Consider the following 26,485-nt stretch of genomic DNA (forward strand, 5'->3'; position numbering starts at 1 on the left):
CTCAGTCGTCGCCGAGACCGCGGGCGTGCAGCGCGTCGCCGGTCTCGTGCGCGCGCGCCACCACGCGCACCACGAACGGGGTCACGTAGGCCCGCGGGTGCCCGCCCAGCCCCCGCGCCCGGGCCGCGTCCCGGGTCTCCAGCGCCAGGGTGACGGTGCCGGGCAGGGCGCCGATCGCCATCGAGAAGGTCAGCGCCACCCGCTCGGGGTCGACCCCGACCCGCCGCAGCGGGCCGACCCACCGCACGATCGCGTCGAGCATCGCGTTGACCGAGGTCGTCGAGCTGAGCACGATCGCGGCCAGGGCCAGCGCCAGCAGGTCGACCAGCGTCTCCACCGCCTTCGCCGGCCCGTCGATCCACCACTGGAACGCCGAGACCACCAGCGCCAGCACCAGGATCATCCGCGCCGCGCGCAGCAGGGTGGCCAGGTCGGTGCGGGCCACCAGCGCGGCCAGCAGGGCCAGCCCCAGCCACACCCACGAGGCGGGCATCGAGCGCACCAGCACCACCGAGAGGCTGAAGAGCGCCAGCGCGGCCAGCTTCACGCCCACCGGCAGCCGGTGCAGGAGCGTCTCGCCGGGCCGGTAGACGCCGACGGTCACGGCGCCGCTCATCGGCTGCTCATCGGCGGGTCACCCCAGCACGCTCGCCTCGTACGCCGCCACCGCGGCGTCGGCCGCCCCGTCGTGCACGACCCGGGCGTCCTCGACCACCAGCACCCGGTCGCAGCGCCGGGCCAGGTCGAGGTCGTGGGTGACGAGCACCAGCTGCTGCTCCAGGCCCAGCAGCAGGTCGCCGACGCGCCGCGTGTTGGCCAGGTCGAGCAGGGTGGTCGGCTCGTCGGCGACCAGCACGTCGGGGTCGGTGGCCAGCACCCCGGCCAGGGCCAGGAGCTGGCGCTGCCCGCCCGAGAGGCTGTGCACCGAGACGTCGGCCTTGTCGACCAGCCCGTAGCGCTCCAGCACCGCCAGCGCGAGCTCGCGGCGCCGGCCGGCCCGCCGCTCGCGTCGGCGCAGGGACAGCTCGATGTCCTCGACACAGGTCGGCATCACCAGCTGCGCCGCGGGGTCGGTGAAGCTGAAGGCGACCTTGCGGCGCACCGCCGAGCCCTGCTTGGCGACGTCGAGCCCGTCGACGCGCACCGCACCGGTGGTCGGGGCGACGAGGCCGTTGAGCATCCGCGCGAGCGTCGACTTGCCCGACCCGTTGGCGCCGACGACGGCGACGCGGTGCTCGGTGAGGGTGAGAGTGGTGGGCTCGAGCAGCACCCGGTCACCGTCCGGGGTCGCGACGGCGACCCCGGCGGCGTCGAGCTCGATCAGCGGCACGGGTCAGCGACGCGCCCGCAGCAGCTGCGGGAAGGCGCGGTGCACCTCGGCGGCGACCAGCGCCACCAGCGTGGTCTTGAGGACGTCGCCGGCCCAGTAGAGGACGTCGATCCTGAGCGCCTCGGCCAGCGAGATGTCGAGGTAGAGCGAGAGGCCGGCGATGCCCATCGGGTGGATGACCAGCACCGAGGCCGCCAGCGAGCAGCCGAAAACGATCGCGGCCCGGGTCTTGCCGCGCTCGCCGGCGGCGTACTTGACCAGCAGCCCGCCGACCAGGGCGGCGAGCGGGAAGGACCACAGGTACCCGGCGCTGGCGCCGGTCAGCACGCCCAGCCCCGAGGAGTGCTCGGCGAAGACCGGCAGGCCGATGGCGCCCAGCGCGAGGTAGAGGGCCACGGCCAGGAAGCCGCGGGTGGGGCCGAGCAGGCACCCGGCCAGCATCACGCCGGCGGTCTGCAGCGTGATCGGCACGCCCGCGCCGCCCACCGGGATCGCGCCGACGTAGGCGAAGGCCGAGATCAGCGCCGCGAAGGAGGCGATGAGAGCCAGGTCGGTCGGCGTCATCCGGCGGCGGCGCTCGTCGGCGTGCGCCTGGCCGGGCAGGGAGGTCTGGTCGGTCGCCATCGTGGTGCCTTCGGGTACGGGGGAGGAGAGGGTCGCCTCCTGAACGGCGTTCAGGTTAGGGTGGCGCCCGCTGCCCGGTCAATGCGGGGGCACCGACAGGAGGAAGTGACGTGCGCCACCACCGCGACGACGTCGTGCGCCACGCGATCGACGTCCTCGACGCCTACGGTCTCGCCGACCTGACGATGCGCCGGCTGGCCGGTGAGCTCGACGTGCGACCCAGCGCGCTCTACCACCACTTCCGTGACAAGCAGTCGCTGCTGGCCGCCGTCGCCGACGAGGTGCTGCGCCGCGGCGCCCGCCCGCTCGTCAGCACCGCGTGGGACGAGCAGGTCGTCGAGATCTGCTCGGGCCTGCGCGACGCGCTGCTGGCCTACCGTGACGGCGCCGAGCTCGTCTCGACCGTCATCGCCTTCGGGCTCGGCGCCTCCCGGCCGTACGACGACCTGGTCGCGGCCCTCGCGCCGGCCCGGCTGGGCGCCGACCTCGCGCCGACCGCCGCCCGCACGCTCCTGCACCTCGTGCTGGGCCACACCCTCGACGAGCAGACCCACCTGCAGGCCGGCAGCGCCGGCGCCATAGGCGACGACCCGCGGCCCCGCTCCGACTTCGCCGCCGGGCTGGGACTCGTCGTCGACGGGATCCGGCTGCGGGCCTCGGTGCCCGGCTCAGTGGGGCTCGACCAGGGCGCCTGACTGCTCGGCGAGCACCACCGCGCCGGCGAGGTCGAGGCGGGTGCCGCGCAGCACCGCGCGCCCCAGGTCGCTGCCCTCCAGCCTGGCCCCACGCAGGTCGGCGTCGCCCAGCCGGGCGCCACGCACGACCGCGCCGCGCAGGTCGGCCTCCCGCAGGCCGGTGCGGCTCAGGTCGGCGTCGGAGAGGTCGGCGTCGCGCAGGTCCAGCCCGGTGAGGTCGAGCCCGCCGAGGCCGGCGCCCACGAGCCCGACGCCCCGCCACTGCCCGCCACGCACCGTCATCGGGCGCAGCGTGCAGCGCTCGAGCACCGAGCCGGTGAGCTTGCACCCCTCGAGGGTGGCGCCGAAGAACGTGCAGCCGCGCAGGGTGCACGCCACGAACGCCGTCTCGACGTGGGTGGAGGCGTTGAACCGGCAGGACTCGAAGGTGCAGCCGGTGAAGACCGCGCCTCGAGTGGTCGCCTCGGTCAGGTCGACGTCGCGGAAGGTGCAGTCGGTGAACTGCGCGTCGGCGAGGTCGGCGGCGTACCAGTCCTCCGCGACGAACTCGCGCCCGTCCTCGACGCGCGCGGTGCCCGAGCCGTTCAGCGCGACCGCCGCTCGCGCTTGTTGAGCAGCCCGTGGCCGCGCGAGAACTGGTAGGCCGCGCCCCGGCCCGCGGAGGAGTGCCCGAGCAGGTCGGAGTCGGTGCCCGGTCGGTCGGGGGCGCCCAGGCCACGCCTCTCCCGGCGGGTGAGCAGGAGGTCGATGCCGAGGACGACCACCGCGACGGTGATCACGACGACGGTGCTCACCACGGCGAAGGTCCCCATGGCGCCCACCCTAGTGTCCTCCGGGGACCCCCAGGGCGAGGACGGCGATGTCGTCGCGGGCGACGCCGCGCTGGAAGTCGAGCACCTCGCCCAGCAGGTTGTCGACGACCTCGCGCGGGCTGCTCGACCTGCCGGCGTCGACGACCCGGAGCAGGCGCTCGTCGCCGAAGAAGCCCAGCGGGCCCGAGGCCTCGGTGATGCCGTCGGTGTAGAGCACCAGGGTGTCGCCGGCGCCCAGGAAGATCTCGCGGTCGGTGTAGGCCACGTCGTCGAGGACCCCGAGCAGGGGGCCCAGCAGGTCGAGCTGGCGGGTGCGGTCGTCGACGCGCAGCAGCAGCGGCGCGGGGTGCCCCGCGACCCCGATCTCGGCGCGCCAGCCGTCCTCGCGGCGGCGCAGCCGCACCAGCACAGCGGTGCAGAACCGATCGCTGCTGTGCTGCAGCAGGGTCTCGTTGACCTGCTCGAGCAGCAGGCACGGCCGCCGGGTGGTCACCGCCAGCGCGCGCAGGGTGTAGCGGACCAGGGCGGTGACGACGGCCGCCTCGGGGCCCTTGCCGCGCACGTCGCCCAGCACCACCATCCAGTCGTCCTGGCCCAGGCTGAAGACGTCGTAGAAGTCGCCGCCCACCTCGGTGCCGTCGCCGGCCGGCCGGTAGACCGCCGCCACCTCCAGCCCGGGGACGTGCGGCGGGATGGGCGGGATGAGGGTCTCCTGCAGCGTGCGGGCCAGGGTCTGCGCCCGCTCCTCGGAGGCCTCGGCACGCTCCTTGGCCAGCAGCAGCTCGCGCTCGTAGCTGCGCCGCTCGGTGGCGTCGAAGACCGCGATGCGCACCGCGCGCACCGACCCGTCGGCGTGACGGTCGAGGGTGGCGTTGACCAGCGCCGGCAGCCGGCCGGCGTCGCTGCGGCGCAGCTCGACGGCGATCTCACGGACCTCGCCGTGCATCCGCAGCGAGGGCGCGAAGTGCGTCTCGTGGTAGATCCGGCCGCCGGGGGTGAGCAGCTCGACGAACGTCATCGAGGCCAGCTCGTCGGTGGTGCGGCCCAACCACCGCGCCAGCGTCGCGTTGGCGCTCAGGATGCGGCCGTCGGCGTCGGTGGTCAGGTAGCCGCACGGGGCGTGCTGGTAGAGGTCGTCGGCCTCGTCGCGTGGAGTGAGGCCCGGGGGGTGGCGGGGCGACTCGCCCGTCATGTCATCACGTCGTCACGGTGTCGAGGGAGCTCACGAAGGTGGTGATGGCCTGCGTGGTGGCGTCGGGGGCACTCAGGTTGGGGCAGTGGCCGGTCGCCTCGAGCATGACCAGCGAGCCGGCGGGCAGCTGCTCGGCGACGTACTCGCCGACCGCCACCGGTGCGATCACGTCGTTGCTGCACTGGAGCACCAGCGTGGGCGCCTCGACCCGGGGGAGCATCTCGCGGTGGTCGGAGCGGAAGGTGGCGTTGGCGAAGCGGCGCGCGACCTCGGGGTCCATCCGGCAGAAGCTCTCGGTCAGCTCGGCGCCGAGCTCGGGCCAGTCGGCGTTGCCCATGATGGCCGGGGCCATCGCCGAGGACCAGCCCAGGTAGTTGCTGGCCAGCGAGTCGAGGAGCTCGTCGATGTCGTCCTCGGCGAAGCCGCCGGTGTAGCCCGGCTCGTCGACGTAGCGGGGCGACGGGGCCACCATCACCAGGGCGGAGACCCGCTCCGGCTCGGCCAGCTGGGTCATCGCCACCAGCATCGCCGAGACCGAGTGGCCCACGAGCACCGCGTCGCGCAGGTCGAGGTCGCGCACCACCTGGGTGATGTCGTCGGCGTAGCCCTCGAGGGTGGAGTAGCGCTGCTCGTCGTAGCCCGAGAGGTCGGACCCGCCGGCGCCCATCAGGTCCATCAGGACGACGCGGTGGCTGGCCTCGAAGGCCGGCGCCACGTAGCGCCACATGTGTTGGTCGCAGCCGAAGCCGTGCACGAAGAGCATGGGCGGTGCCTCGGGTCGGCCCGACACGGACACGGCGTGGCGGCTGACGGCACTCATGGGGCCGAGCCTACGCGGGTTTGGACCCCGCCGGTCATCGTCTGGACCAGATGGTCACAATGGGTGAGCAGCCGGGCGCGCAGCGGCGCCGCCCGCTCGGCGAAGGAGGCCTGCGCGGCGGCGTACTCGCGCTTGCCCTCGACGGTCTCGATGCGCACCGGCGTGAAGGGCCGGCCGTCGACCTCGAGCCCGCTCAGGTCGTACGGCGCCGCGCGCATGTCGAGCACCCGGATCTCGCGCGCCAGCTCGAAGCAGTCGGCCACCAGCTCGGAGGGCACCATCGGGCTCAGCCGGAAGGCGTGCTTGTAGAGGTCACTCCAGGTGACATCACGCAGGCATGAGAGGATCAAGGGCATGGACGTGACGATCTACTGCCGTCTGTCCGAGGACAAGCATGGCACCACCCTCGGTGTCCAGCGGCAGGAAGAAGAGTGCAGGGCTCTCGCGAAGGAGCGAGGCTGGACCGTGCGCGAGGTCTTGATCGACAACGACCTGAGCGCCACGACAGGTGTCCGCAGGCCCGCCTTCGAGCAACTGCTGACGCGCAAGCCGGAAGCCATCGTGTGCTGGCACATCGACCGGCTGCTGCGGCTGACTCGTGACCTCGAAAGGGTCATCGAGCTCGGGGTCAACGTCTACGCCGTCCACGCTGGCTACCTGGACCTGAGCACCCCGGCTGGTCGTGCCGTGGCTCGCACGGTGACGGCATGGACTACCTACGAGGGAGAGCAGAAGGCGGAGCGCCAGAAGGCGTCCCACCGGCAGCGCGTGAGGTCTGGCAAGCCGTGGTGGCCGACGAGGCCCTTCGGCTTCGAGATGGATGGCTCGCACCGTGAGGACGAGGCAGAGATGCTGCGAGCGGTCTACGCGGGCATCCTCGAAGGCAAGGCGCTGACTCGCATGGCGAAGATGCTCAACGAGGCCGAGATGCTGACTCCCAAGGGCAACCAGTGGCGAGGGGCGAGCCTGAAGCCCGTGCTGATGAACGCCCGCAACGCCGGCCTGTACGTCTACAACGGCGAGGAGGTCGGCCAGGCGTCGTGGGAGCCCATCGTGGCCGAGGACGTGTACCGGGCCACCGTGCGGACGCTGAGCACCCCTGAGCGTCGTGCCAACTTCGGGAGAGGTGGCTACAACCGGCGAGAGAACCTGCTGACCGGCATCGCCACGTGCTCCCGGTGCAGTTCGACCGTGAGGGCTGCGTGGCGGCGAGGGAGCGACGGAGAGCGGACGTACAAGGTCTACCAATGCTCGGGCAAGCACTGCGTGACGCTCCCGGCTGACTGGTGCGACTCCGTAGTGACGCGGGAGGTCATCAAGCGCGTGGGGGAGTGGAGGGACCTGCTCCCCGAGGGGCCAGATGATGACGGCATCGACATCGCCGCTCTGCGCGTCGAGGAGGCCGCTCTGGCGGCTCGCAAGGCCGAACTGGGGGAGATGTTCGCCGAGGGCCTGATCGACCGGCAGGCGCTCGCTGGTGGCGTCTCTCGCGCTGACACGAGGCTCGCGGAGCTGGCTGACGTGCTGGCGGATCACGCAGTGCGATCCACGGGTCTCTTCGTCTGGGACACCGAGACGTTGTGGGCCTGGACCGACGACGGTGAAGGCAACGTGGACGTGGAGCGGTTCACTCCGGTGGTCAAGCGGGTGTGCAAGCGGATCGACCTGACCGGACCCGGCAAGGGCCGCAGGGACCTGCTCTACGGGACGCACCTGACCATCGAGTTTAACGAGCCGACGCGACCGTGACGTAGGTCACACGAGGGTCGATGGCCCCAAGCAGACCATCCTGTCGGATTGTAATGGTGAAGGGTTGTCAGCGACCCGTGACACAGGTCACACGGACCTGACGGTGTACCGCAGACCATTCCGTCCGATTGTAATGGTGAAGGGTTTGTCAGCGACCCGTGACGTAGGTCACAGAGGGTCGATGTACCCAAGCAGACCATCCTGTCGGACTGTAACTATGAAGGGTTGTCACTGACACCCCTCCCCAAGCTCCTCATCGCCCTTGTATCTCAGGGGGGCGTTGAGGTTGGCGCACCCGCTCGCCCTCGTGCTGGACGGCTCGGGTGGGTGTTGCCGCTCATGTGGAGTCCTTCTCTCCTCACTGCCCCTCGGCTGTCACTTCTGCTCCCCGACAGCCGGGGGGCGCTCCTCTTCGACCCATCTGTCTCAGGTCAGAGAGGGGTGTCGGTGCGCTCTGGCAACGCAGAGAGGTGCTTATGCCAGGATGGACGACATGGGCTGATACCACGACAACACACAGCAGGTCAAGCCCTCACGGGTCACCGTGGGGGCTTCTTGCATCCCACAACCCGAAAGGAACCGATCACATGAACCTGATGACTCTGCACCAACTGGCTGACGCCACCGGCCACAGTCTCGACGCTCTGCGACAGCGCAGGAGCCGGGGAACGCTCGGCATCAACCCCGTGGGCCTCGTCGGACCCACGCACGTCTTCGACGGCGACGAGGCAGAGGCGTGGATCAAGGCGAACCGCAAGGAGGCTGCGTGACGACCCACAACCCGCTGGAGGCCCTTCAGGCAGAGATCGAGGCTGCCCAGGCCGAGGAGAAGGAGGAGCAGGACAAGCAGGACAACCGCGACATGCAGAGGGATGCCGCAGACATGGCGCGAGCACGAGATGACGCGAGGGCTGATGACTTGATCGGCAGGCAGATCGGTTGCTGGACCGTCATCGGCAAGAAGGCCCGCCACGAGACCCCGAGCGGCAAGCGGGCGGTCTACATCGTCAAGCACCGCGGTGGCCGGGTGAAGGGCCTGCGTGGCTACCGACTCAACGCGCTGATGCAGGAGGCGAAGAACGGAGGACTGGCGTGAGTATCAAGCAGCGCGGAGGGTCGAGGGTCACCCTCGAACGCGCCTACATGGGAGGGGACGGCGAGGTCGTCGTGACCTTCAGTAGCCGCGAACATGGGGTGGATGACTTCCTGAAGATGATGCAGTTCTGGCTTCCTCCCGAGCAGTACATCGAGATCCACAAGGCTGTGAGCGCCCGATGACAGGAGACATCACCTACACCGAAGACCAACAGGAGGCCATCGAGGCCGTCCTGGAGTGGCTGGCAGACCCCGACGACGATCAAGTGTTCCGGCTGTTCGGGTATGCCGGGACCGGGAAGACCACGACCCTGAAGGGCGTGCTGGACGCCATCGAGGGCGCTCGACCGGACATCAACTACTGGCTGGCTGCGCCCACCGGCAAGGCGGCTCACGTGGTCCACCGGAAGACGGGCTACCCGACGACCACGCTGCACGCTCCGGGGTACATCTACGCGCCCGTGTCCAAGGAAGCCGCGCAGGACCCCCGACACAGCGGGTGGGTTCGATCCGACCGCTTCGTTGTCGTGCCAGCGTTCGACAGCAAGCTCAACGACATCGACCTGCTCGTGGTGGACGAGGCGAGCATGGTTGGGGCAGAGGTCGCCTCAGACCTTCTGGCGATGCGAGGGATGGTCCCCTCGGGGCAGAAGCGAGACATCCGCGTGCTTGCGGTCGGTGAGCCGGCGCAACTCGATCCCGTCATGCAGACGCCGGGGTACACCGACGTGCCGGGGGACATCGTGCTGCGAGACGTGCTCCGACAGAACCCCGGCCCCGTCCTGACGGCTGCCACGTGGCTTCGGGACAACGAGCAGTTCAGTCGCTCGGCTCCTGAGTTGCAGGCGATCATGCGGCACTCTGCTCCGCTGGCTCGGTTGATCGAGGCAGATGCGGTCATCGTCCACTCGAACGAGGAGCGGCTGAACCTGAGTCAGCGGATGCGAGAGCACGTCGGCAAGCCAGCGTTCAAGCCCGTGGCTGGCGACACCATCATGTTCCGTGCCAACCAACTCTCGGCCAACATCGTGAACGGGATGGTGGCGCTCGTGGGTGACCACCAGACCCATGCCGACACCATCGCCGGCCACACAGTGTTCGACCGCGTAGTGGACTCCCGGCGCGTCTGCCGCGAGGGGCATGACTTCTACGAACTCACCCTGCGAGATGGCGACCTGAAGGTGCTGACTCCGGTGTGGATCTTCGAGGAGAGCAAGCCGTACGAGGCTCTGATGCCGGCACTGGAAGCCCTCGGAGAGAGTGAGGTCGTCGCCCCGGTTCAGTTCGCCCACGTGATGACCGCTCACTCCGCTCAGGGGTCCGAGTGGGATGACGTGATCGTCATGGAACCCAAGGGGTCGTACTACTGGCGCTGGCTCTACACGGCGATCACGCGAGCGAGGGTGAACGTCGAGCTCGTGTGGGACGTGACGGCAGACACCGAGGACCACAGTGGTTTCCTCGCCCAGTGGCTCGATGCTCTGAAGGCGTCCGACCTGAAGCCGAAGGTCAAGGGCACCGGCGAACGGCTGGCTGAGATCGGTCAACGCCGTCTCCTGAGTGATCGGCAGACCGCTGTGCAGATCGGCATGAACCAGCGAACCTTCCTGCGCCACAAGGCTGCTCTGGCCGAAGCAAGGCTGATCGACGGCGACATGCTGACCCTGCCCGAGTGACCAGATCCCACACTGAGAGTGACCAGATCTCACAGTGGCTCAAAAATGACTCACCCCCACTTCTCTATAGCGAGGGTGAGTCAAAAACGGGGACACCCCGAGACCAGAGGGCACGCAAGGCTCCAGACCTGTGAGCACCGAGACCTCTCGGTCGCTTCGCTCCCTCGGGTCTCCACCTCCTCCCATCCCTGAGTAGTTGTTGCCCGCAAGCACGTTGGCACCGGAGCCGAAAAGGGGTCGGCCATGTCACCCCTCTACCAAGGGGAGGGGGATAGCCGACCCCTTTCTACCGGGGACAGGGATCGAGGCAACACCTTCAGGCCCCTCCGGGGCCAAGCGAGGCAACCGGCAACCCCATCGGAGGGGACTGGGGTCTCTGTCTCATCGAGACACAGACCCCTCTCTGCCGGTGACCAGTCAACCCACAAGCAAGTAAGGAAGGAAGACCAGTTGACCAAGCATCACCTCACCCCTGCCCAGCAGAAGGCTCTCCGTGAGGAAGGTCTTGTGGCCGATGTCCACGAGCCCCACATCACCGAGAGCGGGCTCTACCTGGATGCCATGCCCAAGGGCATCAAGGCCACTCGTCGCCGTCGCAGCGACCGGGTGACCAGTTACGACGCAGAACGCATGGGGCTGGACCCGAAGCGACTGCCCGACAACAAGGAGCCGAAGCGGTAAGCACCGCTCGCCTCCACCGCAGCACCCAACACACCAACAAGGAGAACCACATGAGCAAGACCGAGACCCAGACCATCGAGCAGATCCTCGAGCTCCAGCGCACGCGAGCCGATGCTCTGCGGCAGATCAACGACCTGCGGAAGTCCCTGCGGGCCAGTACCAGCGATGCTGACGCTGAGGCTCGCAGTACGGCCCAGCAGGCGTACGACGAGGCCGCTGCCACGGTGCAGGAGACCAAGGCGGCACTGGCCGAGCAGAAGGCCCTCCTGGAGCGCCAGCAGGCCCAGCAGAAGGCCGGCGACCGCTCGGTGACCGCTGCGAGCGTCCGGGCGACCAAGGATGAGATCGAGACGCTGACCAACTACCTCGGTCACGACCAGAAGACGCTCCAGCAGGCGGAGCGAACCCTGCGGCCGCTCGCTGCCGACGAGCACCTTGCCCACCTTGCCGCTGACCTGATCGAGAGCGTCACTGACGTGCCCGTGGTCGTTCGCAAGGTCCCTGCCGAGGCTCCCGACATCGAGCCGCTGATCGTGGTGTCCCAGACGACCCCCACCGAGGACTACGGCACCCTCTCGGCTGCCGGTTCAGTTCGCCTCACTGCCAAGGGCACCGAGGTTCCCGTCAAGGCTCTGCGAGACGCCTTCGAGGACGCTGGCTGCGAGGGTCAGGTCACCCAGACCGGCATCACCTTCGACCGAGCGATGTGGCCGCTGCCCCGACTGGCTGAGCCGTCCATCCACGGCATCGCTTCGTGGATGAGCGACTTCGAGCAGGCGTGGGGTCTCCAGATCTCCGGTGCTCGGGAGGCAGAGACCCTGCGAGCCCGTGGTTTCGGTGCTCGCGTCAAGACGCTCTGGGAGGGCCTGTTCGACCGGATGACCACCAACCTGGACTACGAGGGCGGCAAGGCCACCGGCACGGCCACCTTCCGAGTGGCTGCCCAGCAGGAGCGTGGCCCGAGCATGGAGATCCCCGACCTGAAGACCGAGCTCCGAGAGGTCTTCGGGATCTTCCAGCGCGAGACCATCGGCGCGATCACCGAGGCCGGCGAGGTCGTCAGCGTGGAGATGAGCGACGTGACTGGGGTCAACCACAACTGGCCCTCGAACTCTGTCGCTCACCGCATGGGTGGAGCGATCCAGCCGACTACCGCTGAGGCCACCGTCACCGTCGAGTTCGCCTACTCCCCGACAGAGGAGGTCTGAGCCATGACCCGCTACACCAACCCTCACGTCCCTGACGACGAGATGTCCTCGCAGTCCCGCAGGGGTCGCAACGCTGAGCGCCAGCAGTTCAGCGATGACCCCGTGGCGAGCGAGATGCTGAAGACGGGCGGCAACGAGCCGACCAAGCCCGCGTGGATGCTTCGACGCGAAGCCGAGGCCCGTGAGGCCATGCGAAGGCTCGAACCGGACGACTGAGACACCCCAGCCCCGCAGAAGGGGTCTGAGAGCCACGAGAACCCGCCTGTGAGGGCTTGGGAGCCATCGAGGGCATGTTCCTTCGATCCGCACTCTCCTGAGCCCTCACGGGCGCTCTGAGCGCGTACGTCTTGTCCTCGCAATTGTAGCGCGCTCGTCAACCCTGAACCAACCCGAAAGGACTCCACCAACACATGAGCATCCTGCTGATTGCCCTGCTGACCTACGTGGTCATCTGGGCAACCGCCATCGGCACCCAGTACGTCACCACCGACATCATTCGCCGGCAGAAGGAGGTGGGTCGATGAGCCGCCTGAACCTCGCCGGCCAGATCTTCGGAGACCTCTACGTCCTCTCTGAAGCTGAGCCCGTCTACAACGCTGATGGGAGTCGAGTCTCCCGGTGGCTGGTGTCCTGCCTGGACTGTGCCGACAGCATCACCATCGTCCGACAGTCCGACCTTCGAGCCGGTCGAACCACCCGCTGCTGCGCCTGTGGCAAGAAGGCCGCTGGGCGATCCCATTGGAAGGGTGACGTGATCGGCTACAAGGGCGCTCACATGCGAGCCAGGGCCGTCCGTAGTCCCGCGAGCGAGCGCCAGTGCTCTCATCGCGCCTGCGACCGACCTGCCCGCGAGTGGGCCTACACCCACGACTGCCCCGCTGAGGCTGTCGATGACAAGGGGCGTCGGTACTGCACCTGCGACGACGCCAAGCACTTCGTCGCGCTGTGCCGGCGGCATCACATCCCCTTCGACAACGAGCGAGCCGAGATCGCCCCGAAGGGCGTGCCCTCGCTGATCCACGTGGCGTTCGGGCACATGCGCGAGACGACCGTGGCGTGACCGGCTCGCCGTCCAACCCCGAGACAGACCTGAAGGAGAACCAGATGAACGAGAACACCAACGGCATCCGTGACGACCGCAACCAGACCGGGGAGACCTCTCCTGCTGCCGCTGCCTTCCTCGCAGCGATGGAGGAGGCCCGCAGCGACAACCCGAAGATCGAGGAGGAGTGAATGACCGACGAGGAGAAGTCTGAGCCCGAGATCGAGCGGTACTGCTCGCCGCGCTTTTTCCTCGGGGCACTGGCGACTGATGGCGCTCCGATGCGGCTCGCTGTGAAGATCTCTCGCGGCTACGCGAAGGCCCTGGGCAGGCTCGCCGGCACCGAGCTCAACGAGTGGATGCAGACGACCGCCCAGTCCTGCGTTGCTCGTGGATGGCAGGAGGGTGCGCTGGCGATGCTCTGCACCCCCTCCGAGAACCAGCGAGCGGCCTACGAGCAGCGCGCCAGGGACTACCTCCGGTCGCATGCCGACACGAAGGAGTGGATGACACATGGCTGACCCCCGAGCCGGCTACCTCGAAGGTGACTACGCCACCAAGAGCGCTGAGAAGCGTGGCGAGAGGCGTGCCCTGGAGAAGGCTGGACACCTGACCTACCTGGAGCCGAAGGAGGTCGTCAAGCCCGAGCCCGACCCCGAGTGGCACCACGCCGCGAAGACCATGTGGACGCTCGCGAGCATGGACGAGGCTGCCGACCTCTGGTCGAGTGGAGACTGGCTGAGGTTGTTCATGCTCTGCAACTACTACTCGGCTGAGATGAGTTCCACCTACGCTGACGGCACTCCTCGCACCCCGAAGGCGATGTCGATGGAAGTCATCTTCAACCAACTGACCGAGCTTCGACTCTCGGCTCGCTCGAAGCAGGCTGACGGCTACCTCATCGACCGAAGTGAGCCCGAGCCCGATCCTGCTGAGCAGATCCGTGCCGACGTGGCTGCGCTGTTCGAGGACGAGGACGACGAAGTGGCCTGATCGGCCTCACAGCAAGACCTGGACCCCCTGCTGGCATCACTCCGGTGCCCGGTGGGGGGTCTTTCTTGCGTTCCTGGGGGATCTGTGGTAACGCGAGCGCGCTCTGGAAGCCACGAGAAGCGGTGTAGGAGCGCCTGAGAGCCCTTCGGTGGGGGAATGTGCCATTGGCAGGCCGAAAACGCCTCAGAACGGCTCTCAGCGCCTCCACGAGACCCCTCCCAGGGGTGCTTTTCACAAGGGCACAGAAACCCTGAGAAGTGGTTCAGATGTCTTACTGCTGTGACATGGCGGTGAGGGCTCCTCCGCAGCGGGGGTCATACCCCACCCCCAAAGAGTCCTCGACCTGAATGGCTCGTGGGTGCAGGTTCAGGCGTAGTCGCCGGCGTGCTTTTGGAAGAATGCCTCAACCTCATTGTCATCAACATCGGCGAGTTCGGCCCGCACGGCTTCTGACTTGAGATCCAGGGCCAAGAGCTTGCCCTTGACCTCAGCGACGGCGTCGATCCGCGCGTATGCGTCACCGTGCTTCTCTGCGTACTGCGCGAGACCCTTGAGTTTGACAGTGGCATCGGCGAGGAAGAAGCCGTGAGGATCTATGATCGACGGTCTGATGCCGGCGTCGGTGTTGTGAAACATCACGAAGTCCGGGTACATCGACTTATCGAACTGCGACCCTCGATAAGCAATGCGAAGCGCTGAGGTTCCGCCTACCGGGTTCCGATACCAGGCCACGAGATCAGTGTCCTTCAGCTCGCACTCCAGCACCTGAAGCTCCCAACCCTTAATGGGAAGCGGGTATTGCCCGTCCTCGGTCGCAAGCACGTGCTTCCCCCACTTCTGCGGGCTGTCAGAAACTGTGCGAGATGTGGGAAGGATCAGTTCGGTCTGCTCGGCGGAGCGAGTCTCGCGCTTGATTGGTTCATAGAGAGCCTTCTTGGCGTCCGAGAGCTTCGAGATTGAGCGCTGGTGCTCCCGAAGCCAACTGCGAACAGCCTGCTCCGCTGCGCTCTCGACGGCCTCCACAACCTCCGAGTGCAACGCGAGTACGGCTGTGATCGCCTTCGCCTCGATGGGGTCGTAGTCGTCTTCTCCTTGCGCTGAGATCACCGAGTCCCAATAGTTCGTCGCAACGCCTTCGGGTAACTTGCGCTTTGCGACTCGGTACAGGTCCTCGATGTTGTTGTCGTCGCGGTCCACTTCATACGATGCCTCGCCGGGCAGGTCCTCAAGTGTTTCGGCCGCAAGCAGTGCGTAGGACCGCTCGATCCGAAGATGGCGGACTCGTTCGAGGTCGCGCTGGAAGGTGCCGTCGGACTCGAGCCGTTCCCTCTGCGCTTGCAGGACGGCGGTCAACTGCGCCTTCACTTGAGCGATGGCGCCCTCAACGATGTTGTCGCCCGTAAGCAAAGTGGCGAGGCTGTGAAGACGCGATACCTGTGTTCGGTACAACTTGCCTGGCACGACATAAGTAGGGAGAGCTTCAAGCAGATCAAAGACCGCCGGATCTACGTCCGTGTTGCGCTCGATAGTGACCGGGTCAACGACGATTTCAACAGGCGGTTCGTCGCTCCTCCCCTCAGAGAACCGATCAACAATTCCCTGGACCTGAGACTTGTTGAAGCGCGGCAGATAGCAATGCACATCGTTGAGGGTCTGGTTCGTTGCGATCTTTCGAGCCAGTGGAGTTCGGACCATCCGTCCGATCATTTGAGCGATGTAGGTGTATTCGACTGCTGGGCGGAGTGACACCAGAACTTCTGCGCGGGGGCAGTCCCAGCCTGTCGAGATCGCATCTTTACACAAGACCACTCGGACTTGCGGGTCGTCTTGGATATCCTGCGGAGCCATGTAGGCGATGGTCCAGCCGTTAACGCTGATGGCCGTGTGTTCGCCGAAGGTGTTAACGACGTTGTAATCGTGCAGATCGTCCCATGCTCCAAAAATCGTGCCCAAGATCTCCGACATCTCGGCTTCGCTCGGCTTATTCGGCACCTGAACAACCATTGCTGGGACCACCGGAGGTTCGTTTTGCTCGCCTGCGTAGGTCCGCCAATCGTCTTCAAACTGCAGTGTCTGCTCTACGCCAGCACGAATGAAGGACGTATCGCCCTCCACCTGTCCGGCTGCTGGGTTGTCGAGGACGATCTTGTCTTTCAGTAGGCCCGATCCACGCACTGCCTCCAGAGGTACGGTGATCATCTTGTTGGTTCGCTGGACAGTCCAGCGCGCGATCGCCTGGTTGAAACGCTCGGGTGTGGCGCTGATGCCCCACACGATCGGCGCAGGCGGGTTGAGTCCGTCTTGGCCGTTGATAATGCGCGACACGATGGTCGCACGGTCGCTCTCTGACTTCATTCCTCGGTGCGCTTCGTCGATGACCACGTAGAAATGCGCGCCGTTGGCTTTGATCGTGTTTGCGATCGTCTGCCAAAGGGAGTACTCGCGGGCGTTGGTGTTGCTGCGTGACAACGGGTTGCTGCGTGCCAGTTTCTGGATATTAAGGAAGTAGACGCGACGTGGCTCGAAGATCTCCTGATCAAACGACGCATCGATGGTTTTGAGTCTGCTCGGACCAAGAGTTGACGAGGCTTGGTTCATGTTTCGCTTGGTCTGTTCATTGAGTGCAGGGTCGTCGGTGACCCATAGAACTGTCGCAAGAGGGTCTTCTGCGAACTCGCCGCCACCATCGAAGAGAGTCTCTATCACGGCAGACGCGATCACAGTCTTGCCTGCACCTGTTGGTGCGCTGAGCGCGACCGACCAATAGTCGGATGCGTCACCCTCCAAATCCCGCGTGGCGCGACGCAAGCTCCTGATGAGTTCGGCAGTCTTCGATGCTTGGTAGTCCTTGAGTGTGTACCTCACGCGCGTCCCTCCGTGTTGATCTCGAACGTGCGTAGGTAGTCGGCGTAGAGTTGAGTGCATTCGACTTGGCTGGGAACTTCGAGCAGGATCTGCTGAAATGTGGCAGTCGAGTCGGTCACAACGAACGCGTGTGCAATCTCGTCGGCCCGGAACGAGATTTCGTCCACGAAGTCCCGCCACTTGTCACAGTTGAAGAGCACTCCATAGAAGGCATCCACTGGAACCGTCCAGTCCTTCACGGGCTTGTCGATAATTCGCCCGCGACCTCCCGCCTTCATCCACAAAAGGGGGGCTACGGCCTGGAACTTCCTACCGAGTCCGATGAGGTCAGGGTCTTCGTAGGTGAGTTCAAAGAAGGCAGCATTCTCGGGCAACCCGTCTGCCATTGGAGTAACTGTGCCAAGGTAGTCGCCCCCTACCGGACTGCCCGACGGGGTCTTGCCGGTGATAGCAGCAGTGACGCGGGGCTTCGTGACGTGGTGGAAGATGCCGAGTTGCTCCCACTCGGGATCGCCAGCCTTGACGCCGCGCGCGCCCAGATCAGCAGCCTCGCTGGATGAGACCTCGTTGTTGGTGACGAGGATGCTTTGACGCTCGCCACCATCCTCAGCGTTCAGTAGTGCGACCGCGTGCATGGTGGTCCCCGAGCCAGCGAAGAAGTCGAGGACCACAGCATCGGGTCGATCACCGACCGCTGCACGAATGGCGTCCTTGGTTGCATAGACCGACTTCGGAAACGGGAACTGGTCGCGCTCGCCCAGAAGGTTGGTCAACAGGTCCGTTCCATATGTCGCGGCGTTGTGCGCGGGACGGAACCAGACCGTTTTCGGCTTTGTGGTCCGATCGTTCCAACGCAGGAGTAGAGACCCGTCATGGGCAGTTCCAGTAACTTCGACCGCACCACTCTTGATCCCCTTCCGTCCCTTCTCCGAGACGTACTGGATGCCCCCACGTGCGCCCACCTTGGCCGTGCCCTCGGACACTTGCTCAAGTAGGCGATCCCTGCCGATCTGCCAACGACCTTCCGAACCGTCGGTGCGGATCGGCCACACGAGCCGCGTTCCCCTCTGTGCTTTGACGCTCGCTCGCGGAGTGCCGGGGTCGAGTGGATCCCCAGCTCCAACGATCCGGCCAGTGTCGTCTTCTACGATGATCGGATAGAACATCGTCGGGCGGTCTTTACGGAGAGAGTTGCTCCCGCGCCGCATGAGCATTCCCCAAACCGGCTCACTGTTGGCAACGTCGCCGAGACCACTGTCGGGACCGTCAACCACGTTGGCGTCGCCGTGGAAGCAAAAGAACGCGTACTCGTCCACGCGCGAGAACTGCGTTTGGTTGTTGCCCTTCGGGTTGATCACGATCGTGACGCGCTGGATCTCCGCCTCGGGCAGTGTCTGGCGGAGAAGTAGCCCAAGGTTGTCGACCTCGTGTTCGTCGATCGTCACCACCAGAACGCCCGACTCCTTGAGCAGTCTGCGCGCGAGCAGGAGACGGCGTTCCATGAACGCCAACCACTTGCTGTGGCGGAACTGATCGACTCCATCCACGTAGTCATTGTTGTATTTCCAGTCGCGGCTTCCCGTGTTGTAGGGAGGATCGATGTAGATGCAGTCGATCTGGCCCTCGTGCGTGTAGAGCAGAGTCTCCAGCGCGTGGAAGTTCTCTGCGTTGATGACAACGTGGGGACGCTTCTCTCCACCTTCGCTCACCTGGCCAACTGGGTGGAGGCCGGGATAGATCGGCTCCCCAAACTCGCGCACAACCACCAACTGTTCCCTGGAGATGTCCAATCTCTTGGGCTCATCGGTCATGGTGGCGATCGTGACTGTCTCGCCGTTGACCCGTTCAACGAGATAGAGGTCTTCACCCTTGGAAGGGGCGCGAACCTTGCAGCCCTTCCGCACCTGAAAGCGCGGCAACTCGACGGTTTCTGGCTTGTGCTGCTGGTACACCAGGCCGAATGACTGCTTGTTCAGGATCGAGTCGACCTGGTCGCGAAGTGCTTGTCGCAGTTCGCGGTCCGCGACCTTGTCGATCAATGCGTCGATGAGCGCCAACGCCCGACCGTCCTCCCCGCGAGTAGAGGTGTCGAACCGACACCCTCTTCAGTGAAGTCGAGAGGCTACCTCGGGCCGTCCGCCGTCCTCGTGAGTGGATGGCGAGATCCCCCCGGTTGCCTGCTGCGGTGCCTAGTCGCCTGCGAGCAAGTGGTCGCACCATTCGATCAGTCGCTGACGGATCGGCGCTCCTCGCGCTGCGAACGCCTGCTGAGCCTCCGCGTACTCGCGCTTGCCCTCGGCGGTCTCGATCCTGACAGGCGTCCACTCCTCGCCTGTCTGGTCCATGTGGATGCCGGTGAAGTCGTAGGGAGCAGCGCGCATATCGAGGATGCGGATGTCCCATGCGAGTGCGAAGGCGTCAGCCACGAGATCTGACGAGACCATCGGGAGGAGCCTGTATGATGTCTTGTAGAGGTCCATGCCCGCGTGCAGGCAGCCCGGCTGCTCGAAGTCGGCGCGGTCGTCGACGGCGGGGGAGAGGGTGTTGAGCGGGCGGGCCGGCTCGGTGAAGAACCGGAAGGCGTCGAAGTGGCTGCAGGCGATGCGGTGCGACTCGACCACGGCGTCGGTGCCCTCGTTGCCCAGGCGCAGCGGCCAGTCGGCGTGCCGCGTCTCGTCGTCGGCGAGCCGGTAGACCATCGCCCACTCGTGCAGGCCGAAGCAGCCCAGCTGGGCCGGGCGCGCGGCCGTGGCGCGCAGCAGGCGGCGGGTGGCCTCCAGCAGCGGGCGCTGCCGCTCGACGTGCTCGGCGGTGACCGACACGAGCCCGTCGCGCTCGGCGTAGCCCCTGAGGCCCGCGTGCTCCGGCGCGTCGGCGAGCGCGGTGCCGATGCCCGGGTGCCAGCGGCGCAGCTGGGCCGGGCGCTGGGAGTAGTAGGTGAAGAGGAAGTCGTGCACCGGGTGCTTGACCCGGGCCTCGCGACGCTCCAGGTGCGGGGTCACGTAGGCGTCGACCCGGGCCGCGTGTGACGCGGCCCGCGCCTGCCACTCCTCGCGCTCGAGCACCTCCACGGGCACCAACCGTAGGTCGCTAGGGTCGGGGCGTGCGCATCGCGAGATTCACCACCGGCGAGGACCCGCTCTACGGCGTGGTCACAGGCGAGATCGACGAGCTCGGGCAACCGAGCGAGGACAGCGTGGTCGTGGCCCTGGCCGGCGACCCGTTGTACGTCGGCGTCAAGCTGCTCGACCAGCAGTTCCGGCTGCCCGACGCGCGGCTGCTGGCCCCGGTGCTGCCGCGCAGCAAGGTGGTCGGCATCGGGCGCAACTACGCCGCCCACGCCGCCGAGATGGGCAACGACGTGCCCACCGAGCCGCTGATGTTCCTCAAGCCCAACACCAGCGTGGTCGGGCCCGGCGACCCGGTCTTCTACCCGCCGCAGACCCAGGACCTGCACTACGAGGGCGAGCTCGCGGTGGTCATCGGGCGGATCTGCCGCGACGTGCCGGCCGAGAAGGCCACCGACGTCATCCACGGCTACACGATCGCCAACGACGTGACCGCCCGCGACCTCCAGCGCCGCGACGGCCACTTCACCCGCGCCAAGGGCTTCGACTCCTTCTGCCCGCTCGGGCCGTGGATCGAGACCGACCTCGACCCGCAGACCTTCAAGGACGGCGTGCGCGTGCAGACCTTCCTCAACGGCGAGGTCGTCCAGGACGGCTCGACCGCCGACATGGTCTTCGACATCCCCGCGCTGGTCGCGCACGTCTCCAGCACCATGACGCTGCTCCCGGGCGACGTCATCCTCACCGGCACCCCCGAGGGTGTCGGTCCGATGGAGGTCGGTGACGAGGTCGAGGTCTCGATCGACGGCCTCGGCACCCTCACGAACAAGGTGGCAACCCGATGAGCACCCCCGTCCGCGTCCGCATGGCCCCCTCCCCGACCGGCTCCCCGCACGTCGGGCTGGTCCGCACCGCGCTGTTCAACTTCGCCTTCGCCCGCCACGCGGCGCTGCAGGGCCAGGACGCCACCTTCGTGCTGCGCATCGAGGACACCGACAAGGAGCGCTCGACCGAGGAGTCCTACCAGGCCATCCTCGACCTGTTCCGCTGGATCGGGCTCGACTGGGACGAGGGCGTCGAGAAGGGCGGGCCCTACGGCCCCTACCGCCAGTCCGAGCGCGGCGACCTCTACCGCGACGTGCTCGCCAAGCTGGCCGCCTCCTCGCACACCTACGAGTGCTTCTGCACCAACGAGGAGGTCGACGCGCGCCGCAAGGCCTCGGGCTCGAAGGTGATGGGCTACGACGGCTTCTGCCGCGACCTCTCCGCCGAGCAGCGCGCCGCCTTCGAGGCCGAGGGCCGCGCCCCGCTGGTGCGCTTCCGGATGCCCGAGGGCTCGATCACCTGGGACGACCTGGTGCGCGGCGACGTCACGTTCGACACCACCCACGTGCCCGACTTCGCGCTGTGCCGCGCCAACGGCGACCCGCTCTACACGCTCACCGCGCCGGTCGACGACGCCACGATGCACATCACCCACGTGCTGCGCGGCGAGGACCTGCTCTCCTCCACCCCGCGCCAGATCGCGCTCTTCGAGGCGCTCAAGGCGATCGGTGTCGCCGAGGAGACCCCGGCCTACGGGCACCTGCCCTACGTGATGGGCGAGGGCAACAAGAAGCTCTCCAAGCGCGACCCGCAGGCGCACGCGCTGGCCTATCGCGACCAGGGATTCATCCCCGAGGGGCTGATGAACTACCTGGCCCTGCTGGGCTGGGCGATCGCCGCCGACCGCGACGTCTTCAGCCTCGAGGAGATGGTCGAGGCGTTCGACATCAAGGACGTCAACCCCAACCCCGCGCGCTTCGACCTCAAGAAGGCCGACGCCATCAACACCTCGCAGATGCGGCGGCTGTCGGTCGAGGAGATCACCCACCGGGTGCTGCCGTTCCTCAAGGACGCAGGCGTGGTCGGCGACCCGGTCGGCGACGCCGACGCGCAGCTGCTGGAGCTGGCGATGCCGCTGGTCGCCGAGCGCATCAACAAGCTCACCGAGGCCCCGGCGATGCTGGGCTTCCTCTTCGTCGACGAGGCCGACTTCACCATCGACCCCGACGACGCCGCCAAGCTGCTGACCGCGGACGGGCTGGGCGTCGTGCGCGCGGCCCTCGAGGCCGTCGAGGGGCTCGAGCAGTGGTCGACCGCGGCCATCCAGGACGCCCTGCAGGCGAAGCTGGTCGAGGAGATGGGGCTCAAGCCGCGCAACGCCTTCGGGCCGGTGCGGGTGGCGATCTCGGGTCGCCGGGTCAGCCCGCCGCTCTTCGAGTCGATGGAGCTGCTCGGGCGCGACCGGTCGCTGTCGCGGCTGCGCGGCGCGCTGGGCTGAGGGCCGTGCACGTCGAGGAACGGCTGGCCTACCACCGGCTGCTGCGGGCGGCGCCGCGCCGAGGGTGGTGGATCCCCCTGGGCGTCGCCGCCCTGGGCGTGCTCTTCCTCGTCCTGCAGACGCTGATCGCGCTGGTCCTGACCCTGTCGCTGGTGCTGGGCGGGCTCACCCCCGGCGCCGCCTTCGACCGGGTCAGCGGCGTGGGGGAGGTGGCGCCGTCGTTCCTGGCGCTGGTCAACCTCGGCTGGGCGGTGACCATCCCGGTCGCGCTGGGCATCGTGTGGCTGGTCCACGGCGTACGGCCGGGGTGGCTGTCGTCGGTGGCCCGGCGGCTGCGCTGGCGCTGGATGCTGACCTGCTTCGGGCTGTCGTTCCTGGCCCTGGTGGCGACCCTGGTCGTCTCCGCGGTGGTGCCCGCCCAGGACAGCGTCGCGGTCGACGGCAGCCTCAACGAGTTCACCAGCACCACCCGCGACTTCCTGCTCGTGGTGCTGCTGCTCACGCCCCTGCAGGCGGCGGGGGAGGAGTACGCCTTCCGCGGCTACCTGACCCAGGCCTTCGGTGGGCTGTTCGCGAACGCCCGGGTGGCGATCGTGGTCGCCGTGGTCGTGCCCGCCGTGCTCTTCGCGCTGCTGCACGGCCCGCAGGACCCGCCGATCTTCGTGGACCGCCTGGCCTTCGGCCTGGTCGCCGGCATCCTGGTGGTGCTGACGGGCGGCCTCGAGGCCGCCATCGCGATGCACGTGCTCAACAACTTCCTGGCCTTCAGCATCGCCCTGGCCTTCAGCGACATGACCACGGCCCTGAACCCCACCGGCGGCACTTGGTGGAGCCTTCCGGTCACGCTGACCCAGAGCCTGGTCTACCTCGGCGTGGTCATGTGGTGGGCGCGGAAGCGGGGGATCGCGACCTCGGCGAGGGCCGGTGAGGTGGCCGTTTTGGCTGCTCGGCAGAGCCGCGTGTAAGGTTTCCACCGGTCCTGAGGGGCGCCGAGAGGCGGCCCTGAGAACCCCCCAGTGGGATATGGTGTAATTGGCAACACGACTGGTTCTGGTCCAGTTATTCTAGGTTCGAGTCCTAGTATCCCAGCGAGCAGCGACTCTGTCGCGGAGCCCCGAGAACCTTCGGAGCCCCGCGATTTTGTGCGGAAAGCCAGCTCCGGCTAGTGTTCCGCAGGTTGCTCCGGAGAGGTCGCGAGGCCGATCCGACTGCCACGCCCCCGTTGTGTAGCGGCCTAGCACGCCGCCCTCTCAAGGCGGTAGCGCCGGTTCGAATCCGGTCGGGGGTACCACGCAGGAAGCACCACCCAGCAGGCCCCAGCCCCTCGGGCTGGGGCCTGCTGCGTTTCGCCGACCCGGCCCTAATATCGCAACGACCCGGCCCGAACTTCTCGGACTCGAGAAGTTCGCGCCGGGTCGGAGCGATATCTGGGCCGGGTCAGGCGCAGAGGCCGTTGGCGAGCGCCTCCGCCCGCTCCTCCTCGGTCGGGGCGTCGTCGTCGGGCTCCGCGCTCGCGCTGGGCTCGTCGTCGGGCCCGCCGGAGGCGTCGCCGGGCGAGGCCGAGGGGTCCTTGTCGTCGCCGCCCACCGGGTCGGCGGCGTTGATCGCGCCCTCCCTCAGCGTCGGGCTGAGCGGCTTGTCGCGCTTGATGCGGGTCCAGAGCTTGTCGGCCTCGTCGGTCCACACCAGCCGGTTGGGGTCGGGCTCGTAGGCCTCGAACGGCACGCTGATGAACTTGATGTCGCTGAGCCCCGTCTCGCGGAACTGCAGCGCGAGGTCGGCCAGCCGGCTGAGGCTGTCGAGGTCGGCGTCGAGGGTCAGCGACCCAGTGGCGGCCTTGAGGAAGCCGTAGACGCGGTCGGGACGGGTCAGGGTGCCCGCCGAGACGACCTTGTTGACCATCGAGGCGATGAACGCCTGCTGGCGCTTCATCCGGCCGATGTCGGAGTTCGCCGAGAGCACCGAGCGCTCGCGCACGTACTTCAGCGCGTCCTCGCCGTCGAGCACCTGGGTGCCCGCGTCGAGGTAGATCTTGGTCTTGGGGTCGGCGACCTCCTTGGGCAGGCAGACCTCCACGCCGCCCACGGCGTCGACCATGTCGACGAAGCCGTTGAAGTCGACGGTCACGTAGTGGTCGATCAGCACCCCGGTCAGCTGCTCCAGGGTCTGCACGGTGCAGGCCGCGCCGCCCTCGGCGAAGGCGGTGTTGAACATCGCCAGGTCCTCGCCCGGGATCACGGTGCCGTCCTCGGCCATGCAGTCGGGACGGTCGACCAGCGCGTCGCGCGGCAGCGAGACGCCGTACGCGTCCTTGCGGTCGGCCGAGACGTGGATGAGCAGCGTCGTGTCGGAGCCGCCGCCGCCCGACTCGCCGTCGATGGCGCAGCCCTCGCAGCCCCGGTCGTCGGTGCCGAGCACCAGGATGTTGAGCGGCTCCTCCGGCCCCTCGACCTCCTTCTTCTCGGGACGGTTCATCAGCTGGTCCTCGATGTCCTGGACCTCGAGGCCGGAGTCGAGCCGGTCGTAGGCCACGGCCACGGTGCCGGCGGTGAGCAGCGCCAGGCACAGCTGGCTGATCAGGACCACCCGCCACACGGTGCGGCGGTGGCGACGCTCCGCGCTCTCCCGCCGGCGGCGCCCGGGACGCGGCGCAGGCCGGTCGGTGCTGAGGTCCTGGTCGTCGTCCACCCGGTGATTCTCCCCGACCCGTGGTGATCTGCGCGACACCCTGGCCGTGACCGGTTCCAGGTGCCGTCCGATTCCCGCCAGTGCGTGGTGGGTGCCGTGGGGGAGGATGGGCCCATGGCCGGCCTGGAGGGACTCGACGCGGACTCGTGCTACGCCGCGGTCAAGGCCCGCGACCGCCGCTTCGACGGGGTCTTCTGGACCGCGGTCCGCACGACCGGCATCTACTGCCGGCCCTCCTGCCCCGCGCGCACGCCGGCGGCGCGCAACGTCACCTTCCACCCCAGCGCCGCCGCGGCCCAGGGGGCCGGCTTCCGGGCCTGCAAGCGCTGCCTGCCCGACGCGACCCCCGGCAGCCCCGACTGGGACGTCGCGGCCGGTGCCGCGGGCCGGGCCATGCGCCTGGTCGCCGACGGGGTCGTCGACCGCGAGGGCGTCGACGGGCTGGCGCGCCGGTTGGGCTACAGCCCGCGGCACCTGACCCGGCTGCTGACGGCCGAGCTGGGGGCGGGGCCGCTGGCCCTGGCCCGCGCGCGGCGCGCCCAGACCGCCCGGGTGCTGATCGAGACCACCGACCTGCCGCTGGCCGACGTGGCCTTCGCAGCCGGCTTCGCCAGCGTGCGGCAGTTCAACGACACGATCCGCGAGGTCTACGCCCAGACCCCCGGACAGCTGCGCGGGCGCGGCAGCGGGGGAGCGCCGAGCGCCGGTGGCATCTCGCTGCGGCTCGCGGTGCGCACGCCGTTCGCCGGCCAGGCGCTGCTCGGCTTCCTGGCCTACCACCTCGTCCCGGGCGTCGAGACGGCCGGACCGGGCTGGTACGCCCGCACCCTCGACCTGCCGCACGGGCCGGGCACCGTGCGCGTCGACCTCGACCCGGCGCTCGACGAGGTTCCGGCCGGCGGGGTCGCGATGGTGGCGGCGCACTTCCAGCTCACCGACCTGCGCGACACCACCGCGGCCGTCGAGCGCGTACGCCGCCTGGTCGACGCCGACTGCGACCCGTTGCCGGTCGCCGAGCACCTGGGCGCCGACCCGGTGCTCGGGGCACTGGTGCACCGCGTGCCGGGGCTGCGGCTGCCCGGCCAGGTCGACGGCGACGAGACGGCCGTGCGCACCGTGATCGGGCAGCAGGTCTCCGTCACCGGCGCCCGCACCGTGGGCGGACGGATCGTGGCGGCCCACGGCCGCCGGGTCGAGACGGGGCAGCCGGGCCTGACGCACCTCTTCCCCGATGCCGCGACGCTCGCCGAGGTCGATCCCGAGACGCTCCCGATGCCGCGGGCACGCGGCCGCGCGCTGGTCGCGCTGAGCGCCGCGCTCGCCGCCGGCGACCTCGCGCTCGACCGGGGCCCCGAGCGCGACGACGTACGGGCCGCGATGGTGGCGCTGCCCGGCATCGGGCCGTGGACCGCCGACTACGTCGCGATGCGCGCCCTGGGCCACCCCGACGTGTTCCTGCCCACCGACCTGGGGGTGCGGACCGCGCTGACCCGGCTGGGCCACGACCCCGTGACCGAGATCGCCCGCGCGCCGGAGTGGAGCCCGTGGCGCTCCTACGCACTGATGCACCTGTGGCAGACCCTGATGCCCGCCCCGCCCCGAGCAGACCCGGAGGACGACTGAG

Annotated in this window: 29 protein-coding genes, 2 tRNA genes and 1 pseudogene; 19 read left to right on the forward strand and 13 right to left on the reverse strand. The window is 68.0% G+C overall.

Annotated elements, in window-relative coordinates; translation table 11 throughout:
- Nucleotide 1: 1 nt before the first annotated feature.
- The 3 genes from QWJ41_RS04105 to QWJ41_RS04115 are packed head-to-tail and all read right to left on the reverse strand — an operon-like array spanning nucleotide 2 to nucleotide 1,954.
- A complete protein-coding gene (locus tag QWJ41_RS04105) occupies nucleotides 2–616 on the reverse strand; it encodes an energy-coupling factor transporter transmembrane component T family protein (protein WP_302705890.1) in 615 nt (204 codons plus the stop codon).
- 18 nt (nucleotides 617–634) lie between these two features.
- Nucleotides 635–1,324: an energy-coupling factor ABC transporter ATP-binding protein gene (locus QWJ41_RS04110; RefSeq protein ID WP_439117304.1), complete on the reverse strand. Its 690-nt coding sequence runs from the start codon at nucleotides 1,322–1,324 to the stop codon at nucleotides 635–637.
- Between the two features lie 9 nt (nucleotides 1,325–1,333).
- Nucleotides 1,334–1,954 (reverse strand): biotin transporter BioY, encoded by a 621-nt coding sequence (locus QWJ41_RS04115; protein WP_302705892.1) that lies wholly within the window; start codon nucleotides 1,952–1,954, stop codon nucleotides 1,334–1,336.
- A gap of 110 nt (nucleotides 1,955–2,064) precedes the next feature.
- Between QWJ41_RS04115 and QWJ41_RS04120 the strand changes: the two genes are divergently transcribed.
- Nucleotides 2,065–2,649, forward strand: coding sequence for a TetR/AcrR family transcriptional regulator C-terminal domain-containing protein (locus tag QWJ41_RS04120; protein WP_302705893.1), 585 nt, complete (start codon nucleotides 2,065–2,067; stop codon nucleotides 2,647–2,649).
- On the opposite strand, the gene QWJ41_RS04125 is transcribed toward QWJ41_RS04120, so the two are convergent.
- The 6 genes and pseudogenes from QWJ41_RS04125 to QWJ41_RS04145 form a co-directional block, all read right to left on the reverse strand.
- The gene (locus tag QWJ41_RS04125; RefSeq protein WP_336623273.1) at nucleotides 2,623–3,027 is read right to left on the reverse strand and encodes a pentapeptide repeat-containing protein; all 405 of its coding nucleotides are present in this window, start codon (nucleotides 3,025–3,027) and stop codon (nucleotides 2,623–2,625) included. The two genes, QWJ41_RS04120 and QWJ41_RS04125, sit on opposite strands and share 27 nt — an antisense overlap.
- 39 nt (nucleotides 3,028–3,066) lie before the next feature.
- Nucleotides 3,067–3,237 (reverse strand): annotated as a pseudogene (locus QWJ41_RS22390) (pentapeptide repeat-containing protein); the annotation flags it as partial.
- Nucleotides 3,234–3,461 carry a hypothetical protein gene (locus tag QWJ41_RS04130; RefSeq protein WP_302705894.1) on the reverse strand — a complete coding sequence of 76 codons (228 nt, stop codon included), beginning with the start codon at nucleotides 3,459–3,461 and terminating at the stop codon, nucleotides 3,234–3,236. The gene QWJ41_RS04130 and the pseudogene QWJ41_RS22390, both read right to left, overlap by 4 nt.
- 10 nt (nucleotides 3,462–3,471) lie before the next feature.
- The gene (locus QWJ41_RS04135) at nucleotides 3,472–4,653 is read right to left on the reverse strand and encodes a PP2C family protein-serine/threonine phosphatase (RefSeq protein ID WP_302705895.1); all 1,182 of its coding nucleotides are present in this window, start codon (nucleotides 4,651–4,653) and stop codon (nucleotides 3,472–3,474) included.
- A 4-nt stretch (nucleotides 4,654–4,657) separates the two neighbouring features.
- A complete protein-coding gene (locus QWJ41_RS04140) occupies nucleotides 4,658–5,473 on the reverse strand; it encodes an alpha/beta fold hydrolase (RefSeq protein WP_302705896.1) in 816 nt (271 codons plus the stop codon).
- On the reverse strand, nucleotides 5,470–5,829 hold the full coding sequence (locus tag QWJ41_RS04145; RefSeq protein WP_302705897.1) for a hypothetical protein: 360 nt from the start codon (nucleotides 5,827–5,829) through the stop codon (nucleotides 5,470–5,472). Before QWJ41_RS04145 ends, QWJ41_RS04140 begins: the two co-directional genes overlap by 4 nt.
- Here QWJ41_RS04145 and QWJ41_RS04150 point away from each other — a divergent pair.
- The 12 genes from QWJ41_RS04150 (at nucleotide 5,828) to QWJ41_RS04205 (ending at nucleotide 13,917) form a co-directional block, all read left to right on the forward strand.
- Nucleotides 5,828–7,222: a recombinase family protein gene (locus QWJ41_RS04150; RefSeq protein WP_302705898.1), complete on the forward strand. Its 1,395-nt coding sequence runs from the start codon at nucleotides 5,828–5,830 to the stop codon at nucleotides 7,220–7,222. The genes QWJ41_RS04145 and QWJ41_RS04150 overlap by 2 nt on opposite strands.
- Before the next feature lie 587 nt (nucleotides 7,223–7,809).
- Nucleotides 7,810–7,992 carry a hypothetical protein gene (locus tag QWJ41_RS04155; RefSeq protein WP_302705899.1) on the forward strand — a complete coding sequence of 61 codons (183 nt, stop codon included), beginning with the start codon at nucleotides 7,810–7,812 and terminating at the stop codon, nucleotides 7,990–7,992.
- On the forward strand, nucleotides 7,989–8,318 hold the full coding sequence (locus QWJ41_RS04160) for a hypothetical protein (RefSeq protein WP_302705900.1): 330 nt from the start codon (nucleotides 7,989–7,991) through the stop codon (nucleotides 8,316–8,318). Before QWJ41_RS04155 ends, QWJ41_RS04160 begins: the two co-directional genes overlap by 4 nt.
- Nucleotides 8,315–8,500 (forward strand): hypothetical protein, encoded by a 186-nt coding sequence (locus QWJ41_RS04165; protein ID WP_302705901.1) that lies wholly within the window; start codon nucleotides 8,315–8,317, stop codon nucleotides 8,498–8,500. Before QWJ41_RS04160 ends, QWJ41_RS04165 begins: the two co-directional genes overlap by 4 nt.
- Nucleotides 8,497–9,993, forward strand: coding sequence for an ATP-dependent DNA helicase (locus tag QWJ41_RS04170; protein ID WP_302705902.1), 1,497 nt, complete (start codon nucleotides 8,497–8,499; stop codon nucleotides 9,991–9,993). The genes QWJ41_RS04165 and QWJ41_RS04170 overlap by 4 nt, the downstream gene beginning before the upstream one ends.
- A gap of 450 nt (nucleotides 9,994–10,443) precedes the next feature.
- Nucleotides 10,444–10,674, forward strand: coding sequence for a hypothetical protein (locus tag QWJ41_RS04175; protein ID WP_302705903.1), 231 nt, complete (start codon nucleotides 10,444–10,446; stop codon nucleotides 10,672–10,674).
- Nucleotides 10,675–10,724: 50 nt separating this feature from the next.
- Nucleotides 10,725–11,882, forward strand: coding sequence for a hypothetical protein (locus tag QWJ41_RS04180; protein WP_302705904.1), 1,158 nt, complete (start codon nucleotides 10,725–10,727; stop codon nucleotides 11,880–11,882).
- Between the two features lie 3 nt (nucleotides 11,883–11,885).
- Nucleotides 11,886–12,098 (forward strand): hypothetical protein, encoded by a 213-nt coding sequence (locus QWJ41_RS04185; RefSeq protein WP_302705905.1) that lies wholly within the window; start codon nucleotides 11,886–11,888, stop codon nucleotides 12,096–12,098.
- Nucleotides 12,099–12,402: 304 nt separating this feature from the next.
- Complete coding sequence (locus QWJ41_RS04190; protein WP_302705906.1) at nucleotides 12,403–12,942, forward strand: hypothetical protein; 540 nt, start codon at nucleotides 12,403–12,405, stop codon at nucleotides 12,940–12,942.
- Between the two features lie 44 nt (nucleotides 12,943–12,986).
- Nucleotides 12,987–13,115: a hypothetical protein gene (locus QWJ41_RS04195; RefSeq protein ID WP_302705907.1), complete on the forward strand. Its 129-nt coding sequence runs from the start codon at nucleotides 12,987–12,989 to the stop codon at nucleotides 13,113–13,115.
- Nucleotides 13,116–13,445: a hypothetical protein gene (locus QWJ41_RS04200; protein ID WP_302705908.1), complete on the forward strand. Its 330-nt coding sequence runs from the start codon at nucleotides 13,116–13,118 to the stop codon at nucleotides 13,443–13,445.
- Entirely contained in the window at nucleotides 13,438–13,917 is a 480-nt protein-coding gene (locus QWJ41_RS04205) for a phage terminase small subunit (RefSeq protein ID WP_302705909.1), read from the forward strand. The genes QWJ41_RS04200 and QWJ41_RS04205 overlap by 8 nt, the downstream gene beginning before the upstream one ends.
- Nucleotides 13,918–14,283: 366 nt before the next feature.
- Here the strand turns inward: QWJ41_RS04205 and QWJ41_RS04210 are convergent, their stop codons facing one another.
- The 3 genes from QWJ41_RS04210 to QWJ41_RS04220 form a co-directional block, all read right to left on the reverse strand.
- Entirely contained in the window at nucleotides 14,284–16,782 is a 2,499-nt protein-coding gene (locus QWJ41_RS04210) for a DEAD/DEAH box helicase (RefSeq protein ID WP_302705910.1), read from the reverse strand.
- A complete protein-coding gene (locus QWJ41_RS04215; protein WP_302705911.1) occupies nucleotides 16,779–18,839 on the reverse strand; it encodes a site-specific DNA-methyltransferase in 2,061 nt (686 codons plus the stop codon). Before QWJ41_RS04215 ends, QWJ41_RS04210 begins: the two co-directional genes overlap by 4 nt.
- Before the next feature lie 132 nt (nucleotides 18,840–18,971).
- Entirely contained in the window at nucleotides 18,972–19,853 is an 882-nt protein-coding gene (locus tag QWJ41_RS04220; RefSeq protein ID WP_302705912.1) for a 3-methyladenine DNA glycosylase, read from the reverse strand.
- Nucleotides 19,854–19,885: 32 nt separating this feature from the next.
- On the opposite strand from QWJ41_RS04220, the gene QWJ41_RS04225 reads away from it, so the two are divergent.
- From QWJ41_RS04225 to QWJ41_RS04245, 5 genes are all read left to right on the forward strand, one after another.
- Nucleotides 19,886–20,695, forward strand: a complete 810-nt coding sequence (locus QWJ41_RS04225) for a fumarylacetoacetate hydrolase family protein (protein ID WP_302705913.1) — start codon at nucleotides 19,886–19,888, stop codon at nucleotides 20,693–20,695.
- The gene (gltX, locus tag QWJ41_RS04230) at nucleotides 20,692–22,173 is read left to right on the forward strand and encodes a glutamate--tRNA ligase (protein WP_302705914.1); all 1,482 of its coding nucleotides are present in this window, start codon (nucleotides 20,692–20,694) and stop codon (nucleotides 22,171–22,173) included. Before QWJ41_RS04225 ends, gltX begins: the two co-directional genes overlap by 4 nt.
- Before the next feature lie 5 nt (nucleotides 22,174–22,178).
- Nucleotides 22,179–23,138 (forward strand): CPBP family intramembrane glutamic endopeptidase, encoded by a 960-nt coding sequence (locus QWJ41_RS04235; protein ID WP_302705915.1) that lies wholly within the window; start codon nucleotides 22,179–22,181, stop codon nucleotides 23,136–23,138.
- A gap of 52 nt (nucleotides 23,139–23,190) precedes the next feature.
- Nucleotides 23,191–23,262, forward strand: a tRNA-Gln gene (locus QWJ41_RS04240).
- 126 nt (nucleotides 23,263–23,388) lie between these two features.
- Nucleotides 23,389–23,464 (forward strand) — tRNA-Glu (locus tag QWJ41_RS04245).
- Between the two features lie 146 nt (nucleotides 23,465–23,610).
- Here the strand turns inward: QWJ41_RS04245 and QWJ41_RS04250 are convergent.
- On the reverse strand, nucleotides 23,611–24,861 hold the full coding sequence (locus QWJ41_RS04250) for an LCP family protein (protein ID WP_302705916.1): 1,251 nt from the start codon (nucleotides 24,859–24,861) through the stop codon (nucleotides 23,611–23,613).
- A 114-nt stretch (nucleotides 24,862–24,975) separates the two neighbouring features.
- Here QWJ41_RS04250 and QWJ41_RS04255 point away from each other — a divergent pair, with 114 nt between their 5' ends.
- Nucleotides 24,976–26,484 (forward strand): AlkA N-terminal domain-containing protein, encoded by a 1,509-nt coding sequence (locus QWJ41_RS04255; protein ID WP_302705917.1) that lies wholly within the window; start codon nucleotides 24,976–24,978, stop codon nucleotides 26,482–26,484.
- Nucleotide 26,485 lies beyond the last annotated feature (1 nt).

Origin of the sequence: Nocardioides cremeus, assembly GCF_030518195.1 — a bacterium.
Lineage (GTDB): Bacteria > Actinomycetota > Actinomycetes > Propionibacteriales > Nocardioidaceae > Nocardioides > Nocardioides cremeus.